20 protein-coding genes are annotated in these 21,549 nt (G+C 59.9%); 8 read left to right on the plus strand and 12 right to left on the minus strand.

Annotation, left to right across the window (positions count from 1 at the left end):
• Position 1: 1 nt before the first annotated feature.
• The 3 genes from CVS28_RS04125 to CVS28_RS04135 are packed head-to-tail and all read right to left on the minus strand — an operon-like array spanning position 2 to position 3,679.
• Entirely contained in the window at positions 2 to 949 is a 948-nt protein-coding gene (locus CVS28_RS04125; RefSeq protein ID WP_103480735.1) for an ABC transporter permease, read from the minus strand.
• Positions 950 to 988: 39 nt separating this feature from the next.
• The gene (locus tag CVS28_RS04130; RefSeq protein ID WP_103480736.1) at positions 989 to 2,551 is read right to left on the minus strand and encodes an ABC transporter substrate-binding protein; all 1,563 of its coding nucleotides are present in this window, start codon (positions 2,549 to 2,551) and stop codon (positions 989 to 991) included.
• 9 nt (positions 2,552 to 2,560) lie between these two features.
• Positions 2,561 to 3,679, minus strand: a complete 1,119-nt coding sequence (locus CVS28_RS04135; RefSeq protein ID WP_165788060.1) for a mandelate racemase/muconate lactonizing enzyme family protein — start codon at positions 3,677 to 3,679, stop codon at positions 2,561 to 2,563.
• A 222-nt stretch (positions 3,680 to 3,901) separates the two neighbouring features.
• On the opposite strand from CVS28_RS04135, the gene CVS28_RS04140 reads away from it, so the two are divergent.
• From CVS28_RS04140 to CVS28_RS04150, 3 genes are all read left to right on the plus strand, one after another.
• On the plus strand, positions 3,902 to 4,840 hold the full coding sequence (locus CVS28_RS04140; RefSeq protein ID WP_207797157.1) for a sugar kinase: 939 nt from the start codon (positions 3,902 to 3,904) through the stop codon (positions 4,838 to 4,840).
• Positions 4,837 to 5,487, plus strand: coding sequence for a GntR family transcriptional regulator (locus tag CVS28_RS04145; RefSeq protein WP_103480738.1), 651 nt, complete (start codon positions 4,837 to 4,839; stop codon positions 5,485 to 5,487). Before CVS28_RS04140 ends, CVS28_RS04145 begins: the two co-directional genes overlap by 4 nt.
• 198 nt (positions 5,488 to 5,685) lie before the next feature.
• On the plus strand, positions 5,686 to 7,983 hold the full coding sequence (locus tag CVS28_RS04150) for a right-handed parallel beta-helix repeat-containing protein (protein ID WP_103480739.1): 2,298 nt from the start codon (positions 5,686 to 5,688) through the stop codon (positions 7,981 to 7,983).
• Between the two features lie 81 nt (positions 7,984 to 8,064).
• On the opposite strand, the gene CVS28_RS04155 is transcribed toward CVS28_RS04150, so the two are convergent.
• The 4 genes from CVS28_RS04155 to CVS28_RS04170 form a co-directional block, all read right to left on the minus strand.
• Positions 8,065 to 9,717, minus strand: coding sequence for an acyl-CoA dehydrogenase family protein (locus tag CVS28_RS04155; RefSeq protein WP_103480740.1), 1,653 nt, complete (start codon positions 9,715 to 9,717; stop codon positions 8,065 to 8,067).
• A gap of 62 nt (positions 9,718 to 9,779) precedes the next feature.
• Positions 9,780 to 10,211, minus strand: coding sequence for a DUF1810 domain-containing protein (locus CVS28_RS04160; RefSeq protein WP_103480741.1), 432 nt, complete (start codon positions 10,209 to 10,211; stop codon positions 9,780 to 9,782).
• Positions 10,212 to 10,244: 33 nt separating this feature from the next.
• Positions 10,245 to 10,925, minus strand: a complete 681-nt coding sequence (locus tag CVS28_RS04165) for an alpha/beta fold hydrolase (RefSeq protein ID WP_103480742.1) — start codon at positions 10,923 to 10,925, stop codon at positions 10,245 to 10,247.
• Between the two features lie 82 nt (positions 10,926 to 11,007).
• Complete coding sequence (locus tag CVS28_RS04170) at positions 11,008 to 11,589, minus strand: helix-turn-helix domain-containing protein (RefSeq protein WP_103480743.1); 582 nt, start codon at positions 11,587 to 11,589, stop codon at positions 11,008 to 11,010.
• Between the two features lie 95 nt (positions 11,590 to 11,684).
• On the opposite strand from CVS28_RS04170, the gene CVS28_RS04175 reads away from it, so the two are divergent.
• Positions 11,685 to 12,611: an NAD(P)/FAD-dependent oxidoreductase gene (locus tag CVS28_RS04175; protein ID WP_103480917.1), complete on the plus strand. Its 927-nt coding sequence runs from the start codon at positions 11,685 to 11,687 to the stop codon at positions 12,609 to 12,611.
• A 54-nt stretch (positions 12,612 to 12,665) separates the two neighbouring features.
• Here the strand turns inward: CVS28_RS04175 and CVS28_RS04180 are convergent, their stop codons facing one another.
• Together CVS28_RS04180 and CVS28_RS04185 are read right to left on the minus strand one after the other, a co-directional pair.
• Complete coding sequence (locus CVS28_RS04180) at positions 12,666 to 14,222, minus strand: leucine-rich repeat domain-containing protein (RefSeq protein WP_165788061.1); 1,557 nt, start codon at positions 14,220 to 14,222, stop codon at positions 12,666 to 12,668.
• Between the two features lie 183 nt (positions 14,223 to 14,405).
• Positions 14,406 to 15,917 carry an acetyl-CoA hydrolase/transferase family protein gene (locus tag CVS28_RS04185; RefSeq protein WP_103466175.1) on the minus strand — a complete coding sequence of 504 codons (1,512 nt, stop codon included), beginning with the start codon at positions 15,915 to 15,917 and terminating at the stop codon, positions 14,406 to 14,408.
• A 220-nt stretch (positions 15,918 to 16,137) separates the two neighbouring features.
• On the opposite strand from CVS28_RS04185, the gene CVS28_RS04190 reads away from it, so the two are divergent.
• From CVS28_RS04190 to CVS28_RS04200, 3 genes are all read left to right on the plus strand, one after another.
• Positions 16,138 to 16,503 (plus strand): hypothetical protein, encoded by a 366-nt coding sequence (locus tag CVS28_RS04190; protein WP_103466174.1) that lies wholly within the window; start codon positions 16,138 to 16,140, stop codon positions 16,501 to 16,503.
• Between the two features lie 100 nt (positions 16,504 to 16,603).
• Complete coding sequence (locus CVS28_RS04195) at positions 16,604 to 16,993, plus strand: hypothetical protein (RefSeq protein ID WP_133159043.1); 390 nt, start codon at positions 16,604 to 16,606, stop codon at positions 16,991 to 16,993.
• A 45-nt stretch (positions 16,994 to 17,038) separates the two neighbouring features.
• Complete coding sequence (locus tag CVS28_RS04200; RefSeq protein WP_103480746.1) at positions 17,039 to 17,434, plus strand: hypothetical protein; 396 nt, start codon at positions 17,039 to 17,041, stop codon at positions 17,432 to 17,434.
• 15 nt (positions 17,435 to 17,449) lie between these two features.
• Here the strand turns inward: CVS28_RS04200 and CVS28_RS04205 are convergent, their stop codons facing one another.
• The 3 genes from CVS28_RS04205 to CVS28_RS04215 all read right to left on the minus strand — a co-directional run bounded on the left by CVS28_RS04205 (position 17,450) and on the right by CVS28_RS04215 (position 20,206).
• A complete protein-coding gene (locus CVS28_RS04205; RefSeq protein ID WP_103480747.1) occupies positions 17,450 to 18,358 on the minus strand; it encodes a DNA-methyltransferase in 909 nt (302 codons plus the stop codon).
• Between the two features lie 76 nt (positions 18,359 to 18,434).
• Positions 18,435 to 19,241: a pullulanase X25 domain-containing protein gene (locus CVS28_RS04210; RefSeq protein ID WP_243399687.1), complete on the minus strand. Its 807-nt coding sequence runs from the start codon at positions 19,239 to 19,241 to the stop codon at positions 18,435 to 18,437.
• A 146-nt stretch (positions 19,242 to 19,387) separates the two neighbouring features.
• Positions 19,388 to 20,206 carry a DUF294 nucleotidyltransferase-like/CBS domain-containing protein gene (locus CVS28_RS04215; RefSeq protein ID WP_133159044.1) on the minus strand — a complete coding sequence of 273 codons (819 nt, stop codon included), beginning with the start codon at positions 20,204 to 20,206 and terminating at the stop codon, positions 19,388 to 19,390.
• 460 nt (positions 20,207 to 20,666) lie between these two features.
• On the opposite strand from CVS28_RS04215, the gene CVS28_RS04220 reads away from it, so the two are divergent.
• Positions 20,667 to 21,530, plus strand: a complete 864-nt coding sequence (locus CVS28_RS04220) for a DUF5677 domain-containing protein (protein ID WP_103480749.1) — start codon at positions 20,667 to 20,669, stop codon at positions 21,528 to 21,530.
• Positions 21,531 to 21,549: the final 19 nt, after the last annotated feature.

The raw sequence follows: 21,549 nt of genomic DNA on the forward strand, positions 1-21,549 counted from the left end.
TTCATACTCCCAACCGGACGCGCGAATCGACTGCGGCATGGGCCAGGTCCGTCAGGATTTGCATGATGACAAACACGGCCACGGCAATGAGCAGGATGTCCTGGACGAGGAAGTAGTCCCGGGTCAGGACCGCCTGGGCCAGGACGCCGCCAATGCCGGGCCAGGCGAAAATGGCTTCAACCACAATGGCGCCGCCCAGCATTTGGCCAATCTCAATGCCCAGAATGGTGAAAACCGGTGGCAGCGAGTTCGGCACAATATGGTGTGTCAGCAGGCGGCGCTGGGACAGGCCCTTGGCCTGGCCGGTGCGGATGAAGTCCTCATCCATCACCTGGCGCATTGAGGAAGCCAGGAACCTGGCCACCACTGCGGCGGCAGGCATGGCCAGGCACAATGCCGGAAGCAGTAAGTACTGGACCGCGATCTCCGGGTCGTCAAAGAAATCGACGTGGCCACCCACGGGAAGCACGCCCAGGATCACCGCGAACACAAAGATCAACAGCACGCCACTGACATAGGTGGGCACGGCTAGGAGCACACCCGTCACCGCGTTGACAACAATCTGGACCGGACGGTTGCGCACAGTTGCCATGAGCACGCCCAAGGTGCCGCCCATGACTACCGCCAAGATGGTTGCGGCAAGAGTCAGCAGCAGCGTGGCTTGTAGCCCGTTGCCAATCAACTCGCCAATAGGGGCGTTGGTCACCAAAGAATTGCCCAGATTGCCGTTGAACAGGCTGGCCAGCCAGTCGAAGAACTGGACAATGATGGGCCGGTCCAAGCCAAGTTCGGCCCGGATGGCCGCAATGGTCTCCGGGGGAGAGTCCGGACCGGCCTTGACGGCGGCAGGATCTCCCCCGGTGGCCCGGAGCAGAAAGAAGATCACTACCGAGGAGACCGCCAGGATAGTGAGTCCTGAGGGAATCCGTCGCAGGGAGTACGCGAGCATGGTTTCCTAGCTTTTCAGAGCGGTGGTGGCTGCGGGCGACTAGGCGAGTTCCGCTTTGTCCAAGTTCAGGTACGCCAATTCCGTATAGTCCAGGCCCTTGAGCTTGGTGGAGATGGTGTATGTGTGCGCGCTGGAGACCAGGTTGGAGACAAACTGCTGGTCCAGCAGGAAGTCGTTGACCTTGGAGTAGATTTCGGGGGCCTTGGCGGGATCGGTGTTCTGCCACACGGCCGCGGCGAGGGCCTTGTAGTCGGCATTGTCGAAGCGCGAAGCGTTCTTGCCGGCGTTGAACGGGAATGCACCCTTGAGCAGCGTGGCCGGGTTGAGCTGGCCAAAGCCGTGGCCGGAAACAAACATGCCGGGCAGGCCCTCACCGGAGAGTCCCTTTTGGAAGTCAGCGGGCTGCAGGGGCACCAAGGTGGCCTTCAAGCCCGTGGCGTTGACGCCTTCCTGGACGATTTGGGCCACTGCGGCAAACCCAGCCTGGGTGGCGATGAAATGGATCTTCACTTCCTGGCCGGTAGCGCCGGCCGCTTCAACCATGGCCTTGGCCTTGGACAGGTCCTGCTTGTAGGTGTCTGCCTTGGCCTGGTCAAAGGCTGGTGAGCCCTGTGACCAGGGAAGAGAGCTGACCTGGCCAATGCCGCTGAGGGCCTTGGTCAGGATGGCTTCACGGTCAACCGCGTAGGCAATGGCCTTGCGGATCTCCTTGTTGTCCAGGGGAGCAATGCTCACGTTGGAAGCCACGTAGAACGCAGAATCATAGGTGTCCACGATAGTGTTCTCCACCTTGGGATCGCCCTTGAAGCTGACGGCGTCCAGCGGGGCAAGGTCCATGGAGATCTGGCTTCCGCCAGTCTTCAGAGAGGAGACCCGTGAGGACGACTCCGCCACGATCTGGATCTCAAAGGTGTCGATCTTGGGAGCACCCAGGAAGTACTTCTCGTTCTTGCTCAGACTCAGGCCCTGCCCGGGCTTGTAGCTGTCTACCTTGAAGGGGCCGGTGCCGATGAAGGACCTGCCTGCCACCAAGTCTGCAATGGAATCCTTTTGCGGTATGGACATCATCTCGAACATGTCAAAGAGGTTACTTACGCCGTGCTCAAGGGTGAAGACCACTGTGTCCGGGACGCTGGCATCAACCTGGGTGATGATCTTGGCATTGTGCTTGACCTGGCTGGAGGTGGTGTCCAATTTCAGGAAGTCGATGGCAGCGGCTACATCGGCTGAGGTGAACTTTTCACCGTTGTGGAAGGTGACGTCGTCGCGCAGCTTCATGGTGAGCGTTTTGTTCTCGTTGGAGAATTCCCAGGACTTGGCCAGCTGCGGCTGCGGCTCAAGCGTCTTACGGTCATAGGACGTCAGGGTGTTGAACGCCGTACGCATGAGGGAGAAGTTCGGATTGTTCTGCGCCATGAAGGAGGCCGGCTGGATGTCTGAGCTCTGTGTCAGGATCACGGCCTTGACTCCACTGCTGCCGCCTGCGGAACTTTCCTTGACAGCGCTGCGCCCGCAGGCGGACAGGGCTGCCATGGCAGCAACACCCAAGCCGGTGCCCAACAGTGCGCGGCGGCTGACGTTGGAAGTAAGTGAATTGTTCATTGCGTACTCCTAAAATGTGTAGTCGAACAAGTGGGTCATGCTGGGGTGATCGGTGTTTAGGTCGATTCCGTAGCCCGCGTTGGTGTGCAGCTGCAGGTGGGAATTTTCAATGTGTTCCTTGTTGAAAATCAGTTCGCCACGCCAGGGCACTTCACCGAAGGCCACTTCCAGGACAGTGGCGCGCGGGCAGGCTGCCATGAAGTGCGCGCTGGCCGCCGTGCTGACGGGCCCAGAGGGGTTGTGCGGGGAGATATCCACCCCCACGGCGTCACGCGCCAGTTGGATCCCGCGCAGGATTCCGCCGGTGTGCTTGATATCCGGCATCAGGATGTCGATGAGGCCTTCCTTTATTCCGGGCTGTGCCGGAGCCGCCTCAAAGAGGAATTCGCCGCCTGCGATACGCAGGTTTGTTGAGGCCCGGAGCCGGCGCAAGCCGTGGAGATCGGCGGCGTCCACCGCGTCCTCCAGCCAAAAGATGTTCAGCTCCTCCAAGCCAGCCAGGATCCGGTCCAACTGGGCGGGACTGAGCTTATTGTGGCAGTCCACCATCAGGGCAATGTCCGGGCCCACCTCGGCACGCATGGCCTGCATGCGTGCCAAACCAATGGTTTCCAACGCTGTGCCGTCGGTGGCGGGCACATCAAACGGCGCAAATTTGATGGCCGTGTAGCCAGCGTCAACCGCCCTGCGGGCATATCCTGCCACGGACTGTGGATCCCGTGGTCCAACTATTCTGTTGATGTTCGCGTAGACGGGCATGGCGTTGCGGCCGTGGCCACCCAGGATCTGCCAGACGCCGAGCCTCGCACGTCTGGCCAGAATGTCCAGAACTGCCTGTTCGATGCCGCCCAAAACTGTTGCGTAGCACAGCCGGTCCCCCAATGACTGCTGCATAACAGTGGTGGAAAGTGTCTGCACCATTGCCCTTAGTCCAGCCAAGGTGACTATGTGCGGGAGGTCCTCGCGGCACAGATCCAGCAGGACTTTTGCCGCCTTGAGTGTCTCCTCCGATGTCCCGGCATCGGAGCACTCACCCAAACCTTTGTGCGAGCCGTCGCTGATTTCAACAAAACACCACGACGTGCGCACTGAAACCTCACACAAGTGAAGGTCAAGACTCCAGCTCACACGCACTCCTTCAAAGGGACAGTTCACGCCAACCGGCGTGGCCTGCGTCATAACCAATAGTCAATCCTCAGCATGCAATCATGCAAAATTAACCCGTAATATGGACATATTGCATGTAATGTTTACAAAACCTTGCGGAAAGGTTCGAATATGACGCAGGATTGCATGTAGTAGTTTTTGAGTTCATCCACCATCCGTTGCGATTAACCTGAAGGAGGCGCCGTGAGTGACGTCATCACGCTGGGCGAGGCAATGATCCTTCTGGCGCCACAGGATGGCCTACCATTGGGCCGGAGTGAAAACTTCGGCGTACACATAGCCGGGGCAGAATCCAATGTGGCCCTCTATCTGGCCGACGCAGGCGTGCCCGTCAGCTGGCTGAGCGCCGTAGGGACTGATCCCTTCGGCGAGCGCCTGGTGGACTATATGTCCCGGCATCAGGTGAACACTTCGTTGGTACTCAGGGACTCCGCGCGCAGCACAGGCGTCTTCTTCAAGAACCACAGCAATGCCGGCACCACGGTCCACTACTACCGTGCCGGCTCAGCCGCCTCGACATTGTCGCCCGACAGTCTGGCGGGCCTGCGGGAACTGTGCCGCTCGAACAACCCACCCAAGGTGCTGCATTTGAGCGGCATCACAGCGGCGCTCTCGGCCTCCTGCCTGGCACTGTCCCAGGCAGCCATCACCTTGGGGAAGGAACACGGGATCACCGTCAGCTTTGACGTCAACTTTCGTCCGGGACTTTGGCAGGCGAGCACCGCCGGTCCGGTGCTGCGCGCGTTGGCCAACCAGTCCGACGTCGTCCTGGTGGGCTTGGATGAGGCGCAGGACCTTTGGGGGTGCACCACACCGGCGGACATCCAAGCATTCGTGCCTGATGCCGGAGAACTGGTGATCAAGGACGGCGCCAAGGGGGCCACTTGGCTTGGTGCAGGAGACATCTCCTTTGTTCCTACTCCGACAGTGGATGTTGTTGAGGTGGTGGGCGCCGGAGACGCCTTTGCCGCCGGTTTCCTCTATTCACGGCTTTCCGGCGCAACTGTTGCAGAACAGCTGCTCATGGGCCACCGCTTTGCTGCCCGCGCCATGTCCAGCCCGGCCGATTTTCGCAGTCTTGAAGATTTTCGCCAAACGACCCATACCGAGAGGCTCACATGAGTGAGGTTATGACCGAGGACGCCGCAATAGGTGCCCGCGTCGCCGACACCGTTTACAACCGATTGCGAGACGAGATCCTCAACCACACGCTGCCCGCTGGCGAGCGGTTGAGTGTCCCGGCGATTGCCGAGCGGTTCAACGTCAGCCGGAGCCCCGTCCGCGAGGCAGTGTTGCGCCTGGTGCAGGATGAGTTCGCACAGGAGTCACGTAACAAGGGTGCCACAGTAACCCACATCCGGGTGGAAGATTTGGCGCCCCTCTACGAAGTGCGTGAAGTCCTTGAGGGTCTCGCCGCCGGATTGTCGGCAGAACACGCCACCCGCGAACAATTAGGGCAGCTGCAGCGAAATCTGATGCGCCACCAAGCGGCTGTTGCCGCCGGTGATTTGAGTGAGCACATTGAACTTGACCTTGAATTCCATGCGCTGATCACCTGGGCCTCAGGCAACCCGGTCCTGGTCAGCCATCTGGACAAGATCCATCAAAAGATTCGCTTGGGCATGATCGAGGCCGGTCAGGCTGGCGCCGAAGTTGCGCTCAAGGAACACGGGGACATTCTGCAGGCAATCCTTGCCGGTGACACCCAACGCTCCGATACGCTTGCCCGCGCCCATGTGAAGCGCGTTCGCAAGGACTTGTTCGGCTAGTTCGTCTTACTTCTTCAACTGCTGGACATCGTCGACTCGGCCGTGTGAATGTTATCCATATCATACCGGTGTGGGTCCTCGTCGTGCCGCTCCTATCTGAGCAATGACTGGCCCCCATGCATCATCACTTCCGCACCACATTCAAATTCCTGTTCGTCCGCCTGCGGGTGGGCATAGCTTATTTTGAGAGGTAAACGCGTGAAATTTGGTATTAAATTGGGGGTGCCCCTGGCCGCTTTGGCCCTGGCAGCTTCAGGCCTGCTGGCCATCTCCGGACCCACTGTTGCAGCCGATGCCGGCGATCCGGTGAACTTGTACGGGGCAAACACAGCACTTTTGACATCCACCATGGACACCGTTGGCACAGCCACTACGTACTATGTTGACTGCGCGGCGACCACGAACGGTGTGGGCACCAAGGCCTCCCCCTACGACGGCGTGCGCAACATGAACTTGACGGCAGTACTCAAGCCCGGCGACGCCGTCGCCTTCAAACGCGGATCGTCCTGCGTCGGGCAGGTACATGCGCAGTATTCCGGCACCGCAGCAGCCCCCATCACCTACGGATCCTACGGTGTGGGAGCCAACGCCCGCATTGAGGCGAACGGCAATGAGACGGCCTTCTGGGTGAAAGATTCCGAATACGTGACGGTGCAGGACCTTGAGCTCTCGGCCATGGGCGACGGCAAGAGCGCCCGCCGCGGCGTCTGGGTGCAGGCCACCAACACTGGCGACCGCCACGGCATCACCTTGCAGCGCCTGAACATTCACGATGTCCGCGGCCAGATGCCCTCCACCATGGGCGGGGCACTCCCCGCCGGCAAGTATTCCGGCGCATCCGGTGGAATTGTTGTGGAAGCCCTTGGCACCACAACGGCAACAGAGTTCCCGGATTTGCTCATCCAAAACAACACCATTGTTAACGTGGATCGCGAGGGCATCTACCTCTGGTCCAACTGGTGCATGCGCCCGGAATTGGTGGCGTTCTGGAGCGGCCAGCTGTGCACCGCTCCCTGGCACCCCATCACCGGTTCCGTGATCCGCAACAACGTCCTTCGCAGCATTGGTGGCGACGGCATTGCACCCATGACGGCCCAGGACACGTTGGTGGAGTACAACACCCTTGAAGGCTTCCACCTGCGCTCGGGCGGTTACAACGCCGGCATGTGGTCGGCCAACAGTGTTGACGTCACCTTCCAGCACAACGACACCAGCCGAGGCCACAGCCAATTGGATGGCATGTCCTACGATGTGGACCACTCAAGCCAGGGCATGCTGTTCCAGTACAACCGCTCGCATGACAATGAAGGCGGATTCTTCCTCATCTGTCCCTACGGCAACAACATGCCTGGGGAGGCCAAGGACTTCACCATTCGCTACAACCTCTCGGTGAATGACCACTACACGTCATTCTGGGTGTGCAATTCCGGCGCCAAGAACGGCCAGATCTACAACAACACCATCTTCATTCCGCAAACCACCATTGCTGGCGTCACGAACCATGGCGTTGTCAAGACCATCGGCAATGCTGCACCGGGATCCATCGTCCTGAACTTCACCAACAACATCTTCACCCGGCAAAACACCTCGGTGCCGGTTTACTGGGCAAGTTCCAGTCAGGCAACCATCACCGGATCGAACAACCTCTTCAACAATGTGACCCCGCTGCCCGGCGCCACCAGCTCACTCCTGACGGCACCACAGTTGTCATTGCCGTCCGATGCTCCGGCCAATGCTTCGGTATTCAAGCCGAACACCAACTCGCCCGTTTTGGGTGCAGGCAAGGTCATTCCGGGCGCCCCGGAACGCGATTTCTTCGGAAACAAGATCACGGGCAACCCCTCCGTGGGCTTCTCGCAGCTGGCCATCGGCCAGGTGGATCCCACCACGCCGGCAACAACGGCGCCAGCCACGACAGCCCCGGCCACCACGGTTCCGCCAACAACGGCACCCGCGACGACTACCCCGGCCACAACAGCACCGGCCACCACAACGGCACCGAAACCCAGTAACTCGCCGGTGGCATCGCCGTCGAGCACGCCTACAAGCTCCGCGGCGGGCACCCTGAGCACTGCAACTGTGACACCGGGCGGGGAACTGACCATCACGGGCCGGAATTTCAAGCCCGGAACCAGCGCATCGTTCACGTTGCACTCCGACCCCATCCTCCTGGGCGCTGCAAAAGTTGCTGACGACGGCACCGTTACGCTGCGCACCACACTGCCGGCCAACGTCCCGGCTGGCAGCCACACCGTGGTCATTGCCGGCACCAGCGCCGAGGGCAGGTCGGTGCAAGTCAGCCTTGCATTGACCGTCGCGGGCGGCTCGCAGCCGGGCGTCACCACTGCTGCCGGTACAAGCACTACCGCAGCAGCGGCTGGCGGCCTGGCCAGCACCGGCGTCAGCGGTACGTTGATCGGCGGCTTTGCACTGCTGCTGGTCATCGGCGGCGGGGTGCTGTTCGCAGCCACCCGCCGACGCTCAGCGAACCACTAGTCAGCTAGGAAAGTACAAAGGGTGGGTGCCGGATTTTCTCCGGCACCCACCCTTTTGTTTTGCCGTGCACTCCTGTCTGTTTCAGGCCCGGGCCAGGATCACTGCCAGATCGGACGACGCCGGGAGGTTGCCGTAGTTGAAGGCGCGGTCGGGTCCCAGCCGGGAGACGATGAACGCGTCGGACACCGCGGCCGGGGCAAATCGGAGCAGCAGCGAGGCCTGCAGGGCGAGAGCAAGCTTCTCCACAATGTTCCGGGCCTGGCCCGCAAAATCTGCCGGCGCGGACCGGATGGGGGCCAGCTGTTCCTTGAGTTGGGCGGAAAAGTCGTCAAAGACCCTGTGGACGCCCGAGGCCAGGCGCAGCTCGGCGAAGAAGGCATCCACCGACTCGGGCTCGGTGGACATGGCCCGCAAAACATCCAAGGCGATCACATTTCCGGTTCCTTCCCAGATGGCCATAACCGGTTGCTCCCGGTACCGCATGGCGAGCGGGAAATCCTCCGTATAACCGTTACCGCCCAAACATTCCATGGCCTCGTAGGCGTGGTTGGGTCCGCGCTTGCACACCCAGTATTTGGTGACGGCCGTGGCCAAGCGCCGGAACGCCTGTTCCTGCGGCGATGCATCGTTGTCGAAGGCCCGTGCCAGGCGCATGCTCACGGCGGTGGCCGCCTCAGATTCAAGGGCCAGGTCCGCCACCACATTGCTCATGGCGGGTTGGTCGATGAGCCGGGCGCCAAATGCCCTGCGGTGGCGGGCATGCCACACGGCCTCGGCCACAGATTGGCGCATCCCGGCGGCGGTGCCCAGAATGCAGTCCAACCGGGTTTGGCCCACCATGCCCATGATGGCCCGCACCCCACGCCCGGGATCGCCAATCCGCCACCCGAGGGTGTTGGCGAACTCCACCTCGGAGGAGGCATTGGACTTGTTGCCCAGCTTGTCCTTGAGCCGTTGGATCATGAAGGTGTTCAGTGCGCCGTCGTTCAATACACGCGGCACCAGAAAGCAGCCCAATCCGGCGTCTTCCTGGGCCAGGACCAGGAATGCATCCGACATGGGTGCTGAGCAAAACCACTTGTGGCCCGTGAGCAGGAACCGTTCGCCATCCGGGACGGCGCGGGTGGTGTTGGCGCGGACGTCCGATCCTCCTTGTTTCTCGGTCATGGCCATGCCGAACAAGGCACCCGCCTTGCCGGCCTTAAGCTCGGGGTCATACTGCCGTGAATAGAGCCGGGGCAGCCACTCCCCCGCCAGTTCCGGAGCCTGGCGCAGGGATTCCACCGCGGCGTGGCTCATGGAAATGGGGCAGGCGTGGCCGGGTTCCACCTGAGCAAACAGCATAAATTGTGCCGCTCGCAGGGCGTTGGCGCCCGCACCGGGGTTGGCCCAGGCCGACGTATGGGCACCGGCGGCAACAGCCTGGGACATGATGCGGTGATAGGACGGGTGGTATTCCACCTGGTCGATCCGCTGACCATATTTACTGTGCGTGTGCAGGGTGGGCGGGCAATTGTGCGCCAGCCGCGCGTCGTCCTGAAACTGCGCAGAGCCGACGACGGCGCCACTCGCCTGAAGTTCTTGCGCCGCACCCGCTTCCCCTATGGAATGCACGTACTCTCTCAGCGGGATGTTCGCCTCAAACTCGTTGACGTCCACCCGCGGCGGCGGCTGGTTCACCACGTGGTGCGTTGGATAACTACTGGGGACGGTTCCGGCATCGTTGGCGGTCATGGCTACAGGCTACGCTGCGGGTCAAGTCCGGAGGCCGTCCAAGTCCCCGGCACATCGCCGAATCAGACCCTACGCCACTGGGCCAGGATCGCTTCCGTTGCCGGGTCGGGCATGCCACCATAAAACCGCTCGAGGACTTCGCCGAAGACGGGCTCCTCCGGCGCCGCTGCTGCAAACAAGGCCATGGACGACTGCAGCTTCTTCGCATCCATACCTCCCAGGATCTCCACCGCGCTGAGCCCCGGCACATTGAGCACCAACTGCGCACATTCGCGGAGCCGGGTACCGAGGACGGGATGGGTCGCGTAGCTGACGGCTTCGGCTAGGGAGGAGATGGCGTACAGCTTGGCATAGTCGCTGGAACCCAGCCCGGCGACCTGAGGGAACACAAACCACATCCAGTGGCTTGTCTTGCGCCCGGCAGCCAACTCAGCCTTGACGTCGTCGTAAACGCGGGACTGCGCCGCAACAAATCGATTCAGGTCATAATCCATACAATTCCTCCTCATATAATCCTTGCTCGGCTCTCACAGCATTGCCGCGCAGGCCCTGTCCAGGAACTCGGCAACCTCGCGGGGGTGTGAAAGGACCGGGGCATGGCCGGATGCGATCTCAGAAACAGTGGCACCCATGCGGGCAGCCATTTCGCGCTGCAAAACCGGCGGCACCGCATGATCCTCGGTGGCCACCAAGTAGTGAACGGGCAGGTCCTGCCACGCCGGCGGCCCCACCTTTGTCCCGTCCAGGCTTATCCGGACCATCCGCTGCGTGGCCGCAGCAATCGCCACAGCCTCTGCCGGAATGTCGGTGCCCATCACATCAGCAAAATGCTCCCTGGCTATATAGGTATGGCCGTCCGCCACCACCACATACTTGGGGATCAGGCTGCCGGGGTACTTCCGGGACAGCTCACTGACGGATTCGCCCTCAGCCGGGGCAAAGGCCGCAATATAAGCCAGCGCTTTCACGGAGTCAGTTCCGCGGGCCGCTTCGCCAACCACCGCGCCGCCGTAGGACCAGCCGACCAAAAGGACTGGGCCGGAAACTGTGGCGAGGGTTCGGCGCACCGAGGCAACGTCGTCGCCAAAGGACTCCAAGCTCAACTGCGCCGCCACTGGATTGTGTCCCATGGCCCGCAACTCCGTGATGACCTTGGCCCAGCTTGTGCCGTCGGACCACAGCCCGTGCACCAAAACAATTGTCGCCACGTTAGTCCCCTAGACTTTTCGCCCAATATACCAAGCACGACGTCGGTCCGGCCCACCTGAAGTGCGACAGCGTCCGTGGGCGCTATTTCGCCGGTGCAGCCTTGACGTGCATGCGTTCGCCCTGCGGCCCGAACAGCGTCAGGAATTCAACGCTGTCCGTTGATGCGCGGCCAAACCAGTGCGGGGTGCGGGTATCGAACTCCGCAGCTTCACCTTGTTTCAACACAAAGTCGCGCTCCCCCAGCACCACCCGCAGCTGGCCGCGGAGCACGTACATCCACTCGTACCCCTCATGAACTTTGGGCTCAGGCTGCGGCAGCGACGTCCCGCCGGGCAGCAAGTGCTTAAACGCCTGCAGACCGCCGGCGCCCCTGGTCAGCGGCACAATGGTTTGCCCGTTGCGTTTCATGGGCCGCAGGTGAATGCGCGGATCCCCCGTGGCAGGCGCGCCCACCAGCTCATCCAGCGGAACAGCGTAGGCCCGCGCCAACGGCAGCAACAATTCCAGATTGGGCCGACGCAATCCTGCTTCCAACCTCGACAACGTGCTCACGGAAATCCCGGTGTCCTCAGCAAGGTCGGCCAACGTTCTGTTCCTCTGCAGCCGCAGGGCCTTGAGCCGTTGCCCAACTCCGGACAGCACTTCCTCAGTTTCTTCACTCATGGACTGAGTTTGCCACTTCGGCAACAAAGATTGCCACTCCGGATCGATTCGGCGCAGGATTGAGGGACAACGACATCCAGCAAAAGGCGGACACCATGCAAGACGTAATTATTATTGGCGGCGGCGCAGCCGGACTCAGCGCGGCACTCCTGCTGGGCCGCTCACGCCGTTCGGTGACAGTGATCGACTGCGGCCAGCCCCGCAATGCCCCCGCGGCGGGCGTGCATGGTTTTCTCACGCGCGACGGCGTTGCTCCCCTCGAGCTGACCCGGCTGGGACGCGCTGACCTGGCACCCTACGATGTGCGCGTTGAGGACGGCACGGTTGTCAGTGCCGATCGGACGGATGCTGGCTACTGCGTTTCCCTGGAGAGCGGCGCAAGCTTTGAGGCCAAGCGTGTTCTGGTCACCACGGGATTGGTGGATGAGCTTCCGGACATTGCCGGGCTGAGCGAACGGTGGGGCAAGGACTTGGCGCACTGCCCCTACTGCCACGGTTGGGAAATTCAGGACCAAGCCATCGGTGTCATCGGGAACGGTACATTTGCTGCCCATCAGGCATTGTTGTTCCGCCAGTGGTCGGCCAACGTCACGCTGTTCCTGAACAACGCACCCCAGCCATCCGAAGCCGAACTTGAGCAGCTGGCTGCACGCGGGATTCCTGTGGTGACCGGCTCAGTGGCCCGGATTCACAGCACGGACGACGCCGTCAGCAGCGTTGAGTTGGCCGACGGCAGCCAGCACCCGGTCCAGGCCCTGACTGTGCAATCGCGGGTGGTGGCGCGGGCTGGGTTCCTGGCCGGGCTTGGACTGGTGCCCACCGCCAACCCGTTCGGCGAGACCATTGAGTCCGATGAAATGGGGCTGACGGCCATTCCCGGCGTATGGGCGGCCGGCAATGTCACGGACATGAAGGCCACCGTTTTGGCTGCGGCCCAGGGCGGCGCCAATGCCGCCGTGGCCATCAACATGGACATGATGGCGGAGGAATTGGCCGCAGCCGTGGCGGCACACACAGCCTAAGCGTCAACTGAACCATAAAATTTGGCCCGGGCAGATAGCCCGGGCCAAATAAGTTTAGTGTGTGCGGTTGTTGGTTCGGCGTCTGGCGGACAACAAAACCATTCCAAGTGCCAGAAGGACCAGACTTCCTCCTGCAACCATCAACGGCGAATTGGCGCCCGTGGTGGCAAGCGGCGCAGCGGCCGCGGTGGCAGTCGTTGAGGGTGCCGCGGACGGAGTTGAGGCACTCGTCGTTGACAGCAGTGTCGGAACCACTGTGGGTTCCACTGTGGGCGCCGTGACAGTTAACCTTGCAGGGAGGCTGCTCACAACGGCCCCGTCAGCACTATTGGTATAGGTGGCCCGGTACAAGGTGCCTGTCAGTTCCACGCCCGCGTCAGCAATGGAGAGCACGGCGGTGGTGGCTCCCGGAACTACCAGCCAGGTGTCTCCATCGTCAGTGCTTGACTCCCACACAACACTGTTTGTGCCGACGGCAGATGTTGCCGTGGAAGAGAAGCTGGTATCAGCGCCAGCTGCTATGGACTTGTCCTGCGGAGCCGTCACCACCAGCCCGGAGGGCAGGGACTGCTGCTGAATCGTTCCGGCGAAGCTGAACTGTTTGCCGGCGATGCCAACGTTGACGGCCCATGTCAGCTCGTTGCTGCCAGCCTGGGGAAATCTCCACGCCCCGGTCTGTGCGTTGACCTGGGCCGTGGTGGAGACAGGGATGATGGTGGTGCCATCAGTGCTCTTAATCGGCGATTCCTGGTTTGCGCCCACATAAATGGCGGGCAGAACGGCCATCTGGTCCACTATGTCCAGCGTTTCAAGGTTGCTCAGACTCGCCAAGGGGGCCACGTTTGCCACATGGTTTCCGGACAAGAAGAGACCTTCCAAATTGGTTAGCCCGGATAGCGGAGAAATGTCAGTGATCGAATTCTCAGACAGCAGCAGGTCTTCCACGTTGGCAAGACCCGCCAAGCCGGAAATGTCCGTGACCTTGTTATTGGACAGGCGCAGAAAGGTGAGATTGGCCAAGCCGCTCAGATCCGAGACATCCGCAACGTCATTTTCGTAGAGGTCAACATGCTTGAGGCTCGTCAGGAGCTTCAAAGGTTCCACGGAAACAACATTGTTCCCAAACAGTCCCAAGTCCGCCAGATTGGGCATGCCTGCCACAGCAGCAATGTCCACGACGTTGTTGTAATTCAGGCCCAGAGTCTGGAGTTTGCCAAGACCTGCCAGCGCAGAAATGTTGACAATGTCGTTTTCTGACAGCTGCAGGACGGTAAGCTCCGTCAACCCAGCCAAGGCAGATAGGTCCTGAAAATTGTTGCCGCGGAGATCAACTTCGTTCACTGAGGTGAATGCTTCAAGCCCTGTGAGCAACGTGATGCCGCGGGTAGCACAACTGAGTACACCGGTGAAGGATCCCGCTTGTGTTTCAGTGATGACTGCATCGGGGGCCTGTCCCAAGGCGACGTTCATGCAGCTTCTAAGATTGCTGTCCGGAACAGCCACATCGCCGGGCGCTGCCTGAGCCGGCAACATGCCAACCAATGCAATCGCGGTGACCGCCGATCCCCCGAGAATCGTCTGCCAAAGTTTCTTCAAAGTATTTTCCCCCATTGTGAATCGCCTTGGCATTTGAGACCTAGCAAATTGATGCCAAAACGTTAAGCATCCCAGTGCTCACATAAACGTATTGTTCGTCTTTGATTATGCCTCAACTGCCACTAACCAAAAGGACATAGAAATGCCCCGCTTTCACTGCCCATAGGAAAGTGATAGCGGGGCATCGAGCCGGTCAAACTAGGGGCGCATGTCACCGGTTTCGATGTAGCGCTGGTGCCAGGAAAGCGCCTCACCCAACAGGTGCGGTGTGTGCTTGCCGTAGGAGTCACGGGAAGCGCGCGCGAAGTAGTCCTCCAGCATGGGCTTGTAGTCAGGGTGCGCACACTTCTCAACGATGACGCGGGCGCGCTGCTTCGGGGCCAAACCACGCAAGTCGGCCAGACCCTGCTCGGTAATGAGGATCATGGTGTCGTGCTCGGTGTGGTCAACGTGGCTGGCCATCGGTACGATGCCGGAGATCTTGCCGCCCTTGGCAGTGGACGGGGACATGAACACGGACAGGAAGCCGTTGCGGGCAAAGTCGCCGGAGCCGCCGATGCCGTTCATGACGTGTGAGCCAACCACGTGGGTGGAGTTCACGTTGCCGTAAATATCGGCTTCGATCATGCCGTTGAGGGCAATGCAGCCCAGACGGCGGATCAGCTCGGGGTGGTTGGAGATTTCCTGGGTGCGGAAAACGATGCGCTCACGGTAGAAGTCAACGTTGCGGTTGAATTCCTCAATGCCAGCCTCGGACAGCGAGAAGGAAGTAGCAGAGGCGAAAGCCAGCGTGCCGTCCTTGATCAGTTCCAGCATGCCGTCCTGGATGACCTCGGTGTAAGCCTTCAAGCCGCGGTAGCCGCCACGGGACAAACCGGCCAGCACAGCGTTGGCAATGTTGCCCACGCCGGACTGCAGCGGCAGCAGCTTGTTGGTCATGCGACCCTTGGCAATTTCGCCGTCGAGGAAGTCCAGCAAGTGTGAGGCGATCTGGTTGGAGGCCTCATCCGGGGCAGCGAAAGCGGAGAGTCGGTCCGGTGCATCCGTCTCAACAACGGCAATGATCTTGTCCGTGTCAACGTGCAGGTACGGAACACCGATGCGGTCTTCAGGATCAACCAGCAAAATGGGCTTGCGGTGCGGCGGCAGTGCGGTGCCGTAGTAAATGTCGTGCATGCCTTCCATGGCAGCCGACTGCTGGCTGTTGACCTCAATAATCACGGCGTCGGCCATGTCCAGCCAGGTCTTGTTGTTACCCACGGACGACGACGGAATCAGCGTGCCGTCCTCACGGATGCCCACCACTTCAATGATGGCAATGTTAATGTCGCCGTAGAAACCGAACCAGGTGTGCTGGGCTACGTGGCTCAGGTGGATGTCCATGTAGTCGAGTTCGCCGTCGTTGATCCGCTTGCGCAGCGCCGGGTCGGACATGTACGGCAGGCGCAGTTCCATGCCCCCCACCTTGGCGAGAACGCCGTCGAGCTCGGGGGCCGTGGAAGCACCGGTGAGAACCTTGATCTTGAACGATTCGCCCTTGGCGTGCACTTCCTCCATCTGCACGGCGAGTGCCTGCGGGACAGCCTTGGGGTAGCCGGCGCCTGTGAAGCCGCTCATGGCTACTGTCATGCCGGGCTTAATCAGCGCTGCTGCCGCCTCGGCTGACATACGCTTCTCCAACAACCCGGCATGGCGGATACGATCGTGCACAGTGGTCCTCTTTCAAAATTTTCCCGGGACATCTTTCAATGTCACCCAGACCACTATAGACGGTGACGCAGAATACACCCAGCCGGGTCTTCCGTCCAGAGTTTTCAGCCAAATGATGGACGACGGCGGCTCTGGGCTTGGGCGCACAGCGGCATGTTCGGGCTCGTGGGGCTTGCGCAACGAACTGAAGATCTGCGGCCATTGCTGATAGAACTAAGGCATGACTGATGCATCCAGCCGCTCAAGTGCCCATGGCGAAGAACTGCTCCCACCGCGTTCGCAGCTGGTGGGCACCCTGGCGTCGCTGGGTGGCTGGGTGGTTGTCATTGTTCCCATGATCGTGATGGCGCTGATAATTTTCTCGGCCGTCACCAACCCCGACGGCGGCATGGCAACCGTGGGCAAGGTTGCACTCATTTTCCTGGGTGCAGCGTTGCTGTTTTGCATGATCGCAGCTCCGCATCTTTTGGGCCAGGCCGTCATTCACCGCGAACGGGCCATGTGGCGCGCCGCTGCCATCACGGGAATTCCCACCGCGGCAGTGGTTTTGTACGTCGTATTCCGCTGGCTCAGCAACCTGGGCTAAAAATGCTTCGCATGCACTGCATGCGTGAACACCCCTAGGCGTGGGCCCGGAACAGATATAATCCATTTGTTGGAATAATGATTACGAGGGCGGAGTTCCTATGTCCCACCCGATGTATGAACATCATGACCAGCACCAGCTCGATGTTGGCGCACGGGCGTCTGCAGTGGCTCGGGTCAAGCCCCGAAATGCCGTATGGGCCGCGCTCATGGCAGTCGTTGGGTATGGTCTTTTTGCGGTGCCAATGATCGTGCTGGTTTTTATCGCCATGTTCAACTCCGCCAGCGGCCCCGGTTTGGGCGGCGGTCACGAGGGCGCTGGTTTCTTTGTATTCCTCTGCGTTGCAGGAATCTTGTGTATGGTCACCAGCCCTGCCCTGATGGCATTTGCGTTCACTTTCCGCAACCGGAGCTTGTGGATAGCAGCCATCTGCACAGCGGCACCAGCACTTGTGGTGGCCTTCATGATCTACATTAACCTCCCGGTGTAGCGAACTGACAGGCTTGCTCCAGCCACACGTGCTAGAAACTTAAGCATGCCCCGTCCCCACAGTGAGATCCCGTCCCAACGCCTGGCAGTATCCCGTTCGCAGGCGCCCGCCCCGGAAGCCCTGCTGCAACGCTCGATCTGGTGGGCCGTTGCCATCACGCTGGTGGGTTGGGTGCTGCTGGCCTACCCGATGGTGTTGCTGGCGCTGCTGTCATTTGTAATCATGACGGGCACGCTGGACAGCACAACAACGGCTGCCAGCGTGGCCCTGGGAATTCTGGGATTCGTGGCCACGCTGAGTATGCTGGCGTTCCCGCTGTTGCTGGGCCTCGCCGTGAAAACTCGACGCCGGCCCTACTGGATTGCTGCCCTTCTCACCGGGGTGCTGGCCATAGCTGCCTGCGTCTACCTCACCGTGGAGTGGCTGATCCCGCTCGGCTGACGCCCGGCAGCGCGACTAGGGTTCGGCGTCGAACTCTATGAAATCCACGGCCTCAGGATCCAGGCGCCGCCGCATGACGTCGATGGCCTCCGGGTTCTGGTCCACCAGCACAAACTTGCGCTCCAGCTCCAGCGCCGCAGCTCCCGTGGTGCCGCTGCCGCCGAAGAAGTCCAGGACCCAGTCGCCCTTCTCCGTGCTGGCGGAGATGATGCGGCGCAGGATGCCCACGGGCTTTTGCGTGGGGTAGCCGGTCTTTTCCCGGCCGTTGGGCGAGACGATGGTGTGCCACCAGGTGTCCGTGGGCAGCTTGCCCAGTGCAACTTTTTCGGGGGTGACCAGGCCGGGCGCCATGTAGGGCTCGCGGTCCACTTCTTCGCTGTTGAAGTAGTACGTCTTGGGGTTTTTGACGTAGACAAGGATGTTGTCGTGCTTGGCGGGCCACTTCTTTTTGGCCCGGGCACCGTAGTCGTAGGCCCAGATGATCTCGTTGAGGAAGCATTCGCGGCCAAACAGGGCATCCAGCAGGACCTTGGCGTAGTGGACCTCGCGGTAGTCCAGGTGCAGGTAGAGCGTGCCGTCATCGGCCAGGAGGCGCCACGCTTCTTCGAGCCGGGGTTCCAGGAACTCCCAGTAGTCCCCGAAGGAATCGTTGTAGCTGAACGCCAGGCCTTTGATGGTGTCGTAGCTGCGGCCCTGGAAGCCCAAGCGCGACCCCGTTTCACTGCGCACATTCTTCATGGTCTGGCGGGTCTGGATCCGGCCGGTGTTGAACGGCGGATCAATGTAGATGAGCCGGAAGCTCTCATCCGGCAATGTTGCCAGGACGCTGAGATTGTCCCCTTTTACAACCAGGTTTTTCCCTGTTGCCTGCCAGGTTGTTGCCGAGGCAGGGTCCTGGGGAGAATCGCTCGCGTCCAATGTCATGCATCAAGGCTAGCTGTGCGGTTGAGCCTGCCGAAACCGGCGCGGCTCAACCGCCTGCTTTTGGGCCAATTCTGGCTTAGACTTCGCTGCGCAGCACGTCTTTGGTGGTGTGGTCGTAGTGGAACGTCACAGGGCCGCCGGCATGCGCGAACTCATGGTTGGCGCCGTCGTTCACGCCGAACGCACCGTAGTTTTCATCCCACGAGCCATTCACCACTGCCTTATAGCTGTACTGCCCGGCCGGCAGGTCCGCGGTGAGCTTCCAGGTGCCCTGCTTGGCATCCAGGCTCATCTGCACGTTGTTGTGGCTGGGATCCCAGTTCTCCACGGCACCCAGCGTGGTGCCGAAGTCGCCGGCCAGCGCCACCGAGGTGGGCTGTTCCTTATGCTCTACGCCGGATTTCTGGCTTGCCTGGTTGTCGGCTTCATTTGCTGGGGTTGCCTTCGCGGACGCCTTCTTCGCGGCAGGCTTTTTAGCTGCAGCCTTCTTGGCGGGGGCCTTCACTGCTTGCTTTGCGGTGGGCTGTTCCGGCAATGCGGTCCCAGCAGGAGCCTGGGCTCCGCTTGAGAGTGCTTCTGCGAGAGTTTCAACAGTGGTGAAAACAACCGTGGCTTTCAAGCCTTCTTCGGTGATCTCCCAGCCGCTGCGGCCCTTGGTCATCCATCCGGCCTTGACCAGATCGGCGGTGGCCTTGGTGAGGTTCTTGTGACCGCGAGGAATGCCGCCACTGAGGATCTCGGCTTCTTCCTTGGTGAACGGGACACGGGCCACCGCCTCAGCGAGGACCACTCCCCCGTTGGGCTTCTCATCAAGCCACGATCCGGCGGCCATGATGTCAAGAACTTCTTTGAGTCGGCGGTTGGTGTTGTCTCGAATGCTCAATGCAGGTCTCCTCTTGAAGCGGGGGTACCTTCCCACTTTGACATGCAAGGTGGTTACTGCGCAGTAGATGACGCGAGACGCGGTGATTGGGCCCGTCGGAACACCGCGACGGCGGAACTGATCGCCATTCGGTCGAACGATTCCAGTTAGAAATGAAACCGGTCATTTCCGTGGCGGGAGTCACTGTCGATGCACATTTGAAGCGCGCTTTGAATGGACTCAAGGTTCTGAATCTTCTCAACGAACGATTCAAGTTGTCGATGCTGGCCGAGTAACGGACGATCAGGATGCATTACATCATTGCGAAGATTGGGCAGGCCTCTAGTCAATCGTTGCCAACCCCCGAATTGTTTTACTCTCTCTTTGAAATCGGGTTGCCGGCCTGCGATCTGAAGCAAGTCCGAGAGTCCGAGAGAGGCAAAGTGATCAATGTATTGATCGCTAAGTTTCAAATTGGTTATCAGTCCTTCGACCTCAAATTTCCGTTTTTCATTCAACGTGGACAGGATTGAGCCCTCGTCAGCATAGCGCCGTCGCAAGAATTTACAGAGGTTCACTTCGACAGCGGCAAGCTTAAGGTACGCAAAAGATTTTCCCGTCGCCGATCCCAAGTCAGCTTCCGTTAGGAATCCGGTGAGGTGGCTGCCTTCTAAGATCAACTGAAAGGGAGAGGCAAGTAACTTTCGTGCCGCATCTAGCAGGAAAGTGTCCGCCGAGATTACTGATTTCAACCCAATCGGCTGCATGGCTTCGCGAGCAGTCAGCCGTGGTTGACAGTCAAATGCGGTAAGTATGCCAATGGGTACTCCCGCATCAAGGACTGGACAGCTACTAAACTGCCTTTCCTCCAAAATTTTGGCCACAACACTGCTATCGTCGGACGCAAGACACGAAACCGCTTCATTGAGCGATCTTGCTATATGACGTGCTCTGATGAACTCAATAGATTCGATCGACGTAGTCATCGGCACTTCCCCTCTCAAGCGGTAGTGGCGGTCGGTGTCACGGCATGAGATCGGGTATTCAATTTCGACAACAAATTTAAACTCGCGAGCGCTAATGTATTTTTACTTCTGAGACGTCGACTACCCGCCCCGAGGGCGGTGTTCCCTCCAGCGAAATCCCACGTCACAGCCCTGATACTAGGTATACTACCTTGCAGACTCCGCAACGCTCATTGAAAATTGACGGCAAATTATCCAGCTTCACCAACGGCCTGCTGCCAAATCCAACAATGCACGCCTATAGGTCCCCGTGATTACGAGCCTCTATTTGGACAGAGGACCTTGTGTTGTTCACACAGCAGGACTCGATGGCCAGCTGGTCAGATGGCCGTTTTCGCGAATGGCTGTAGACGGCCCCCTGGAACGAATACGGAGCCTATGGATAAGCTCGTTTGACGTGCATCCTATCAACAGGAGACCAATGACTGATCTTCATGGAGGGCCGAGATTCTTCGGTCTCGAAAGAAAATATATGAGCACGGCCCAGATTCTTGATCTCCTAGAAGAAATATTGGCCGCCGGCAGTCGCGCGATTCTCAAGGCAATGCCGCGGGGCCCCCTAGACAAGTTCGACTTGGCCGTCTTCGAGCGAGCAGTCTCCACCGGAGATGCTGTACGTCTTCTTCTTTCTAATGACCATTGGGAAACAGCCAGCGCCGCCGTTCGGCAACTATTCGAACTATGCGTACACATGGAACATATCGAAACCTACCCCAACAGGGCCGCAGCTGTAGCCAGATTTTCGGAATACGGAGACTTACAGCAGCTCTTAGGCGCACAGCGAGAACTCCAACACAGTCACTACAAAGGGCAGTCTGCGTCCATTCAAGACGCCACGACAATTGAGATGGCGTTGGCGCACCCTCATAAGTCCCAGTTTCTTCGAACGTCGAAGGATGGGAAAAGAACACATTGGGCGCAGTCGTGGTGCGACAAGAATTTGAAAGAACTCTGCGTCGTATCTGAGCGCAAATTGCGCATGATGAACTACGAAATTCTCTACTCAGCTTGGTCTGAGCAAGTTCATGGCACCCCTGGCTCGCTGTACGAACGTATTCGTTTCCACCTAAGTCCCCAGCCACTCGACTACTACCAAGCCCTTGAGACCGATCGTGTCAACGGCATCGGCACAATGGCCGTCACCATGTTGCTCGAACTCTGGGAACGGCTACCCGGCTCTCCTCCTGGATACGAAGCAGAGCGACATCTTTGGGCAACCCGTCTAACAGACATAGGTACGTTACACGCAATCGATCTAGGTTCCTTGGCCCAGAGGCATACGTGAAAATGTCAGCAATGCCAGG

Origin of the sequence: Arthrobacter glacialis (genome assembly GCF_002909415.1) — a bacterium.
Taxonomy (GTDB): domain Bacteria; phylum Actinomycetota; class Actinomycetes; order Actinomycetales; family Micrococcaceae; genus Specibacter; species Specibacter glacialis.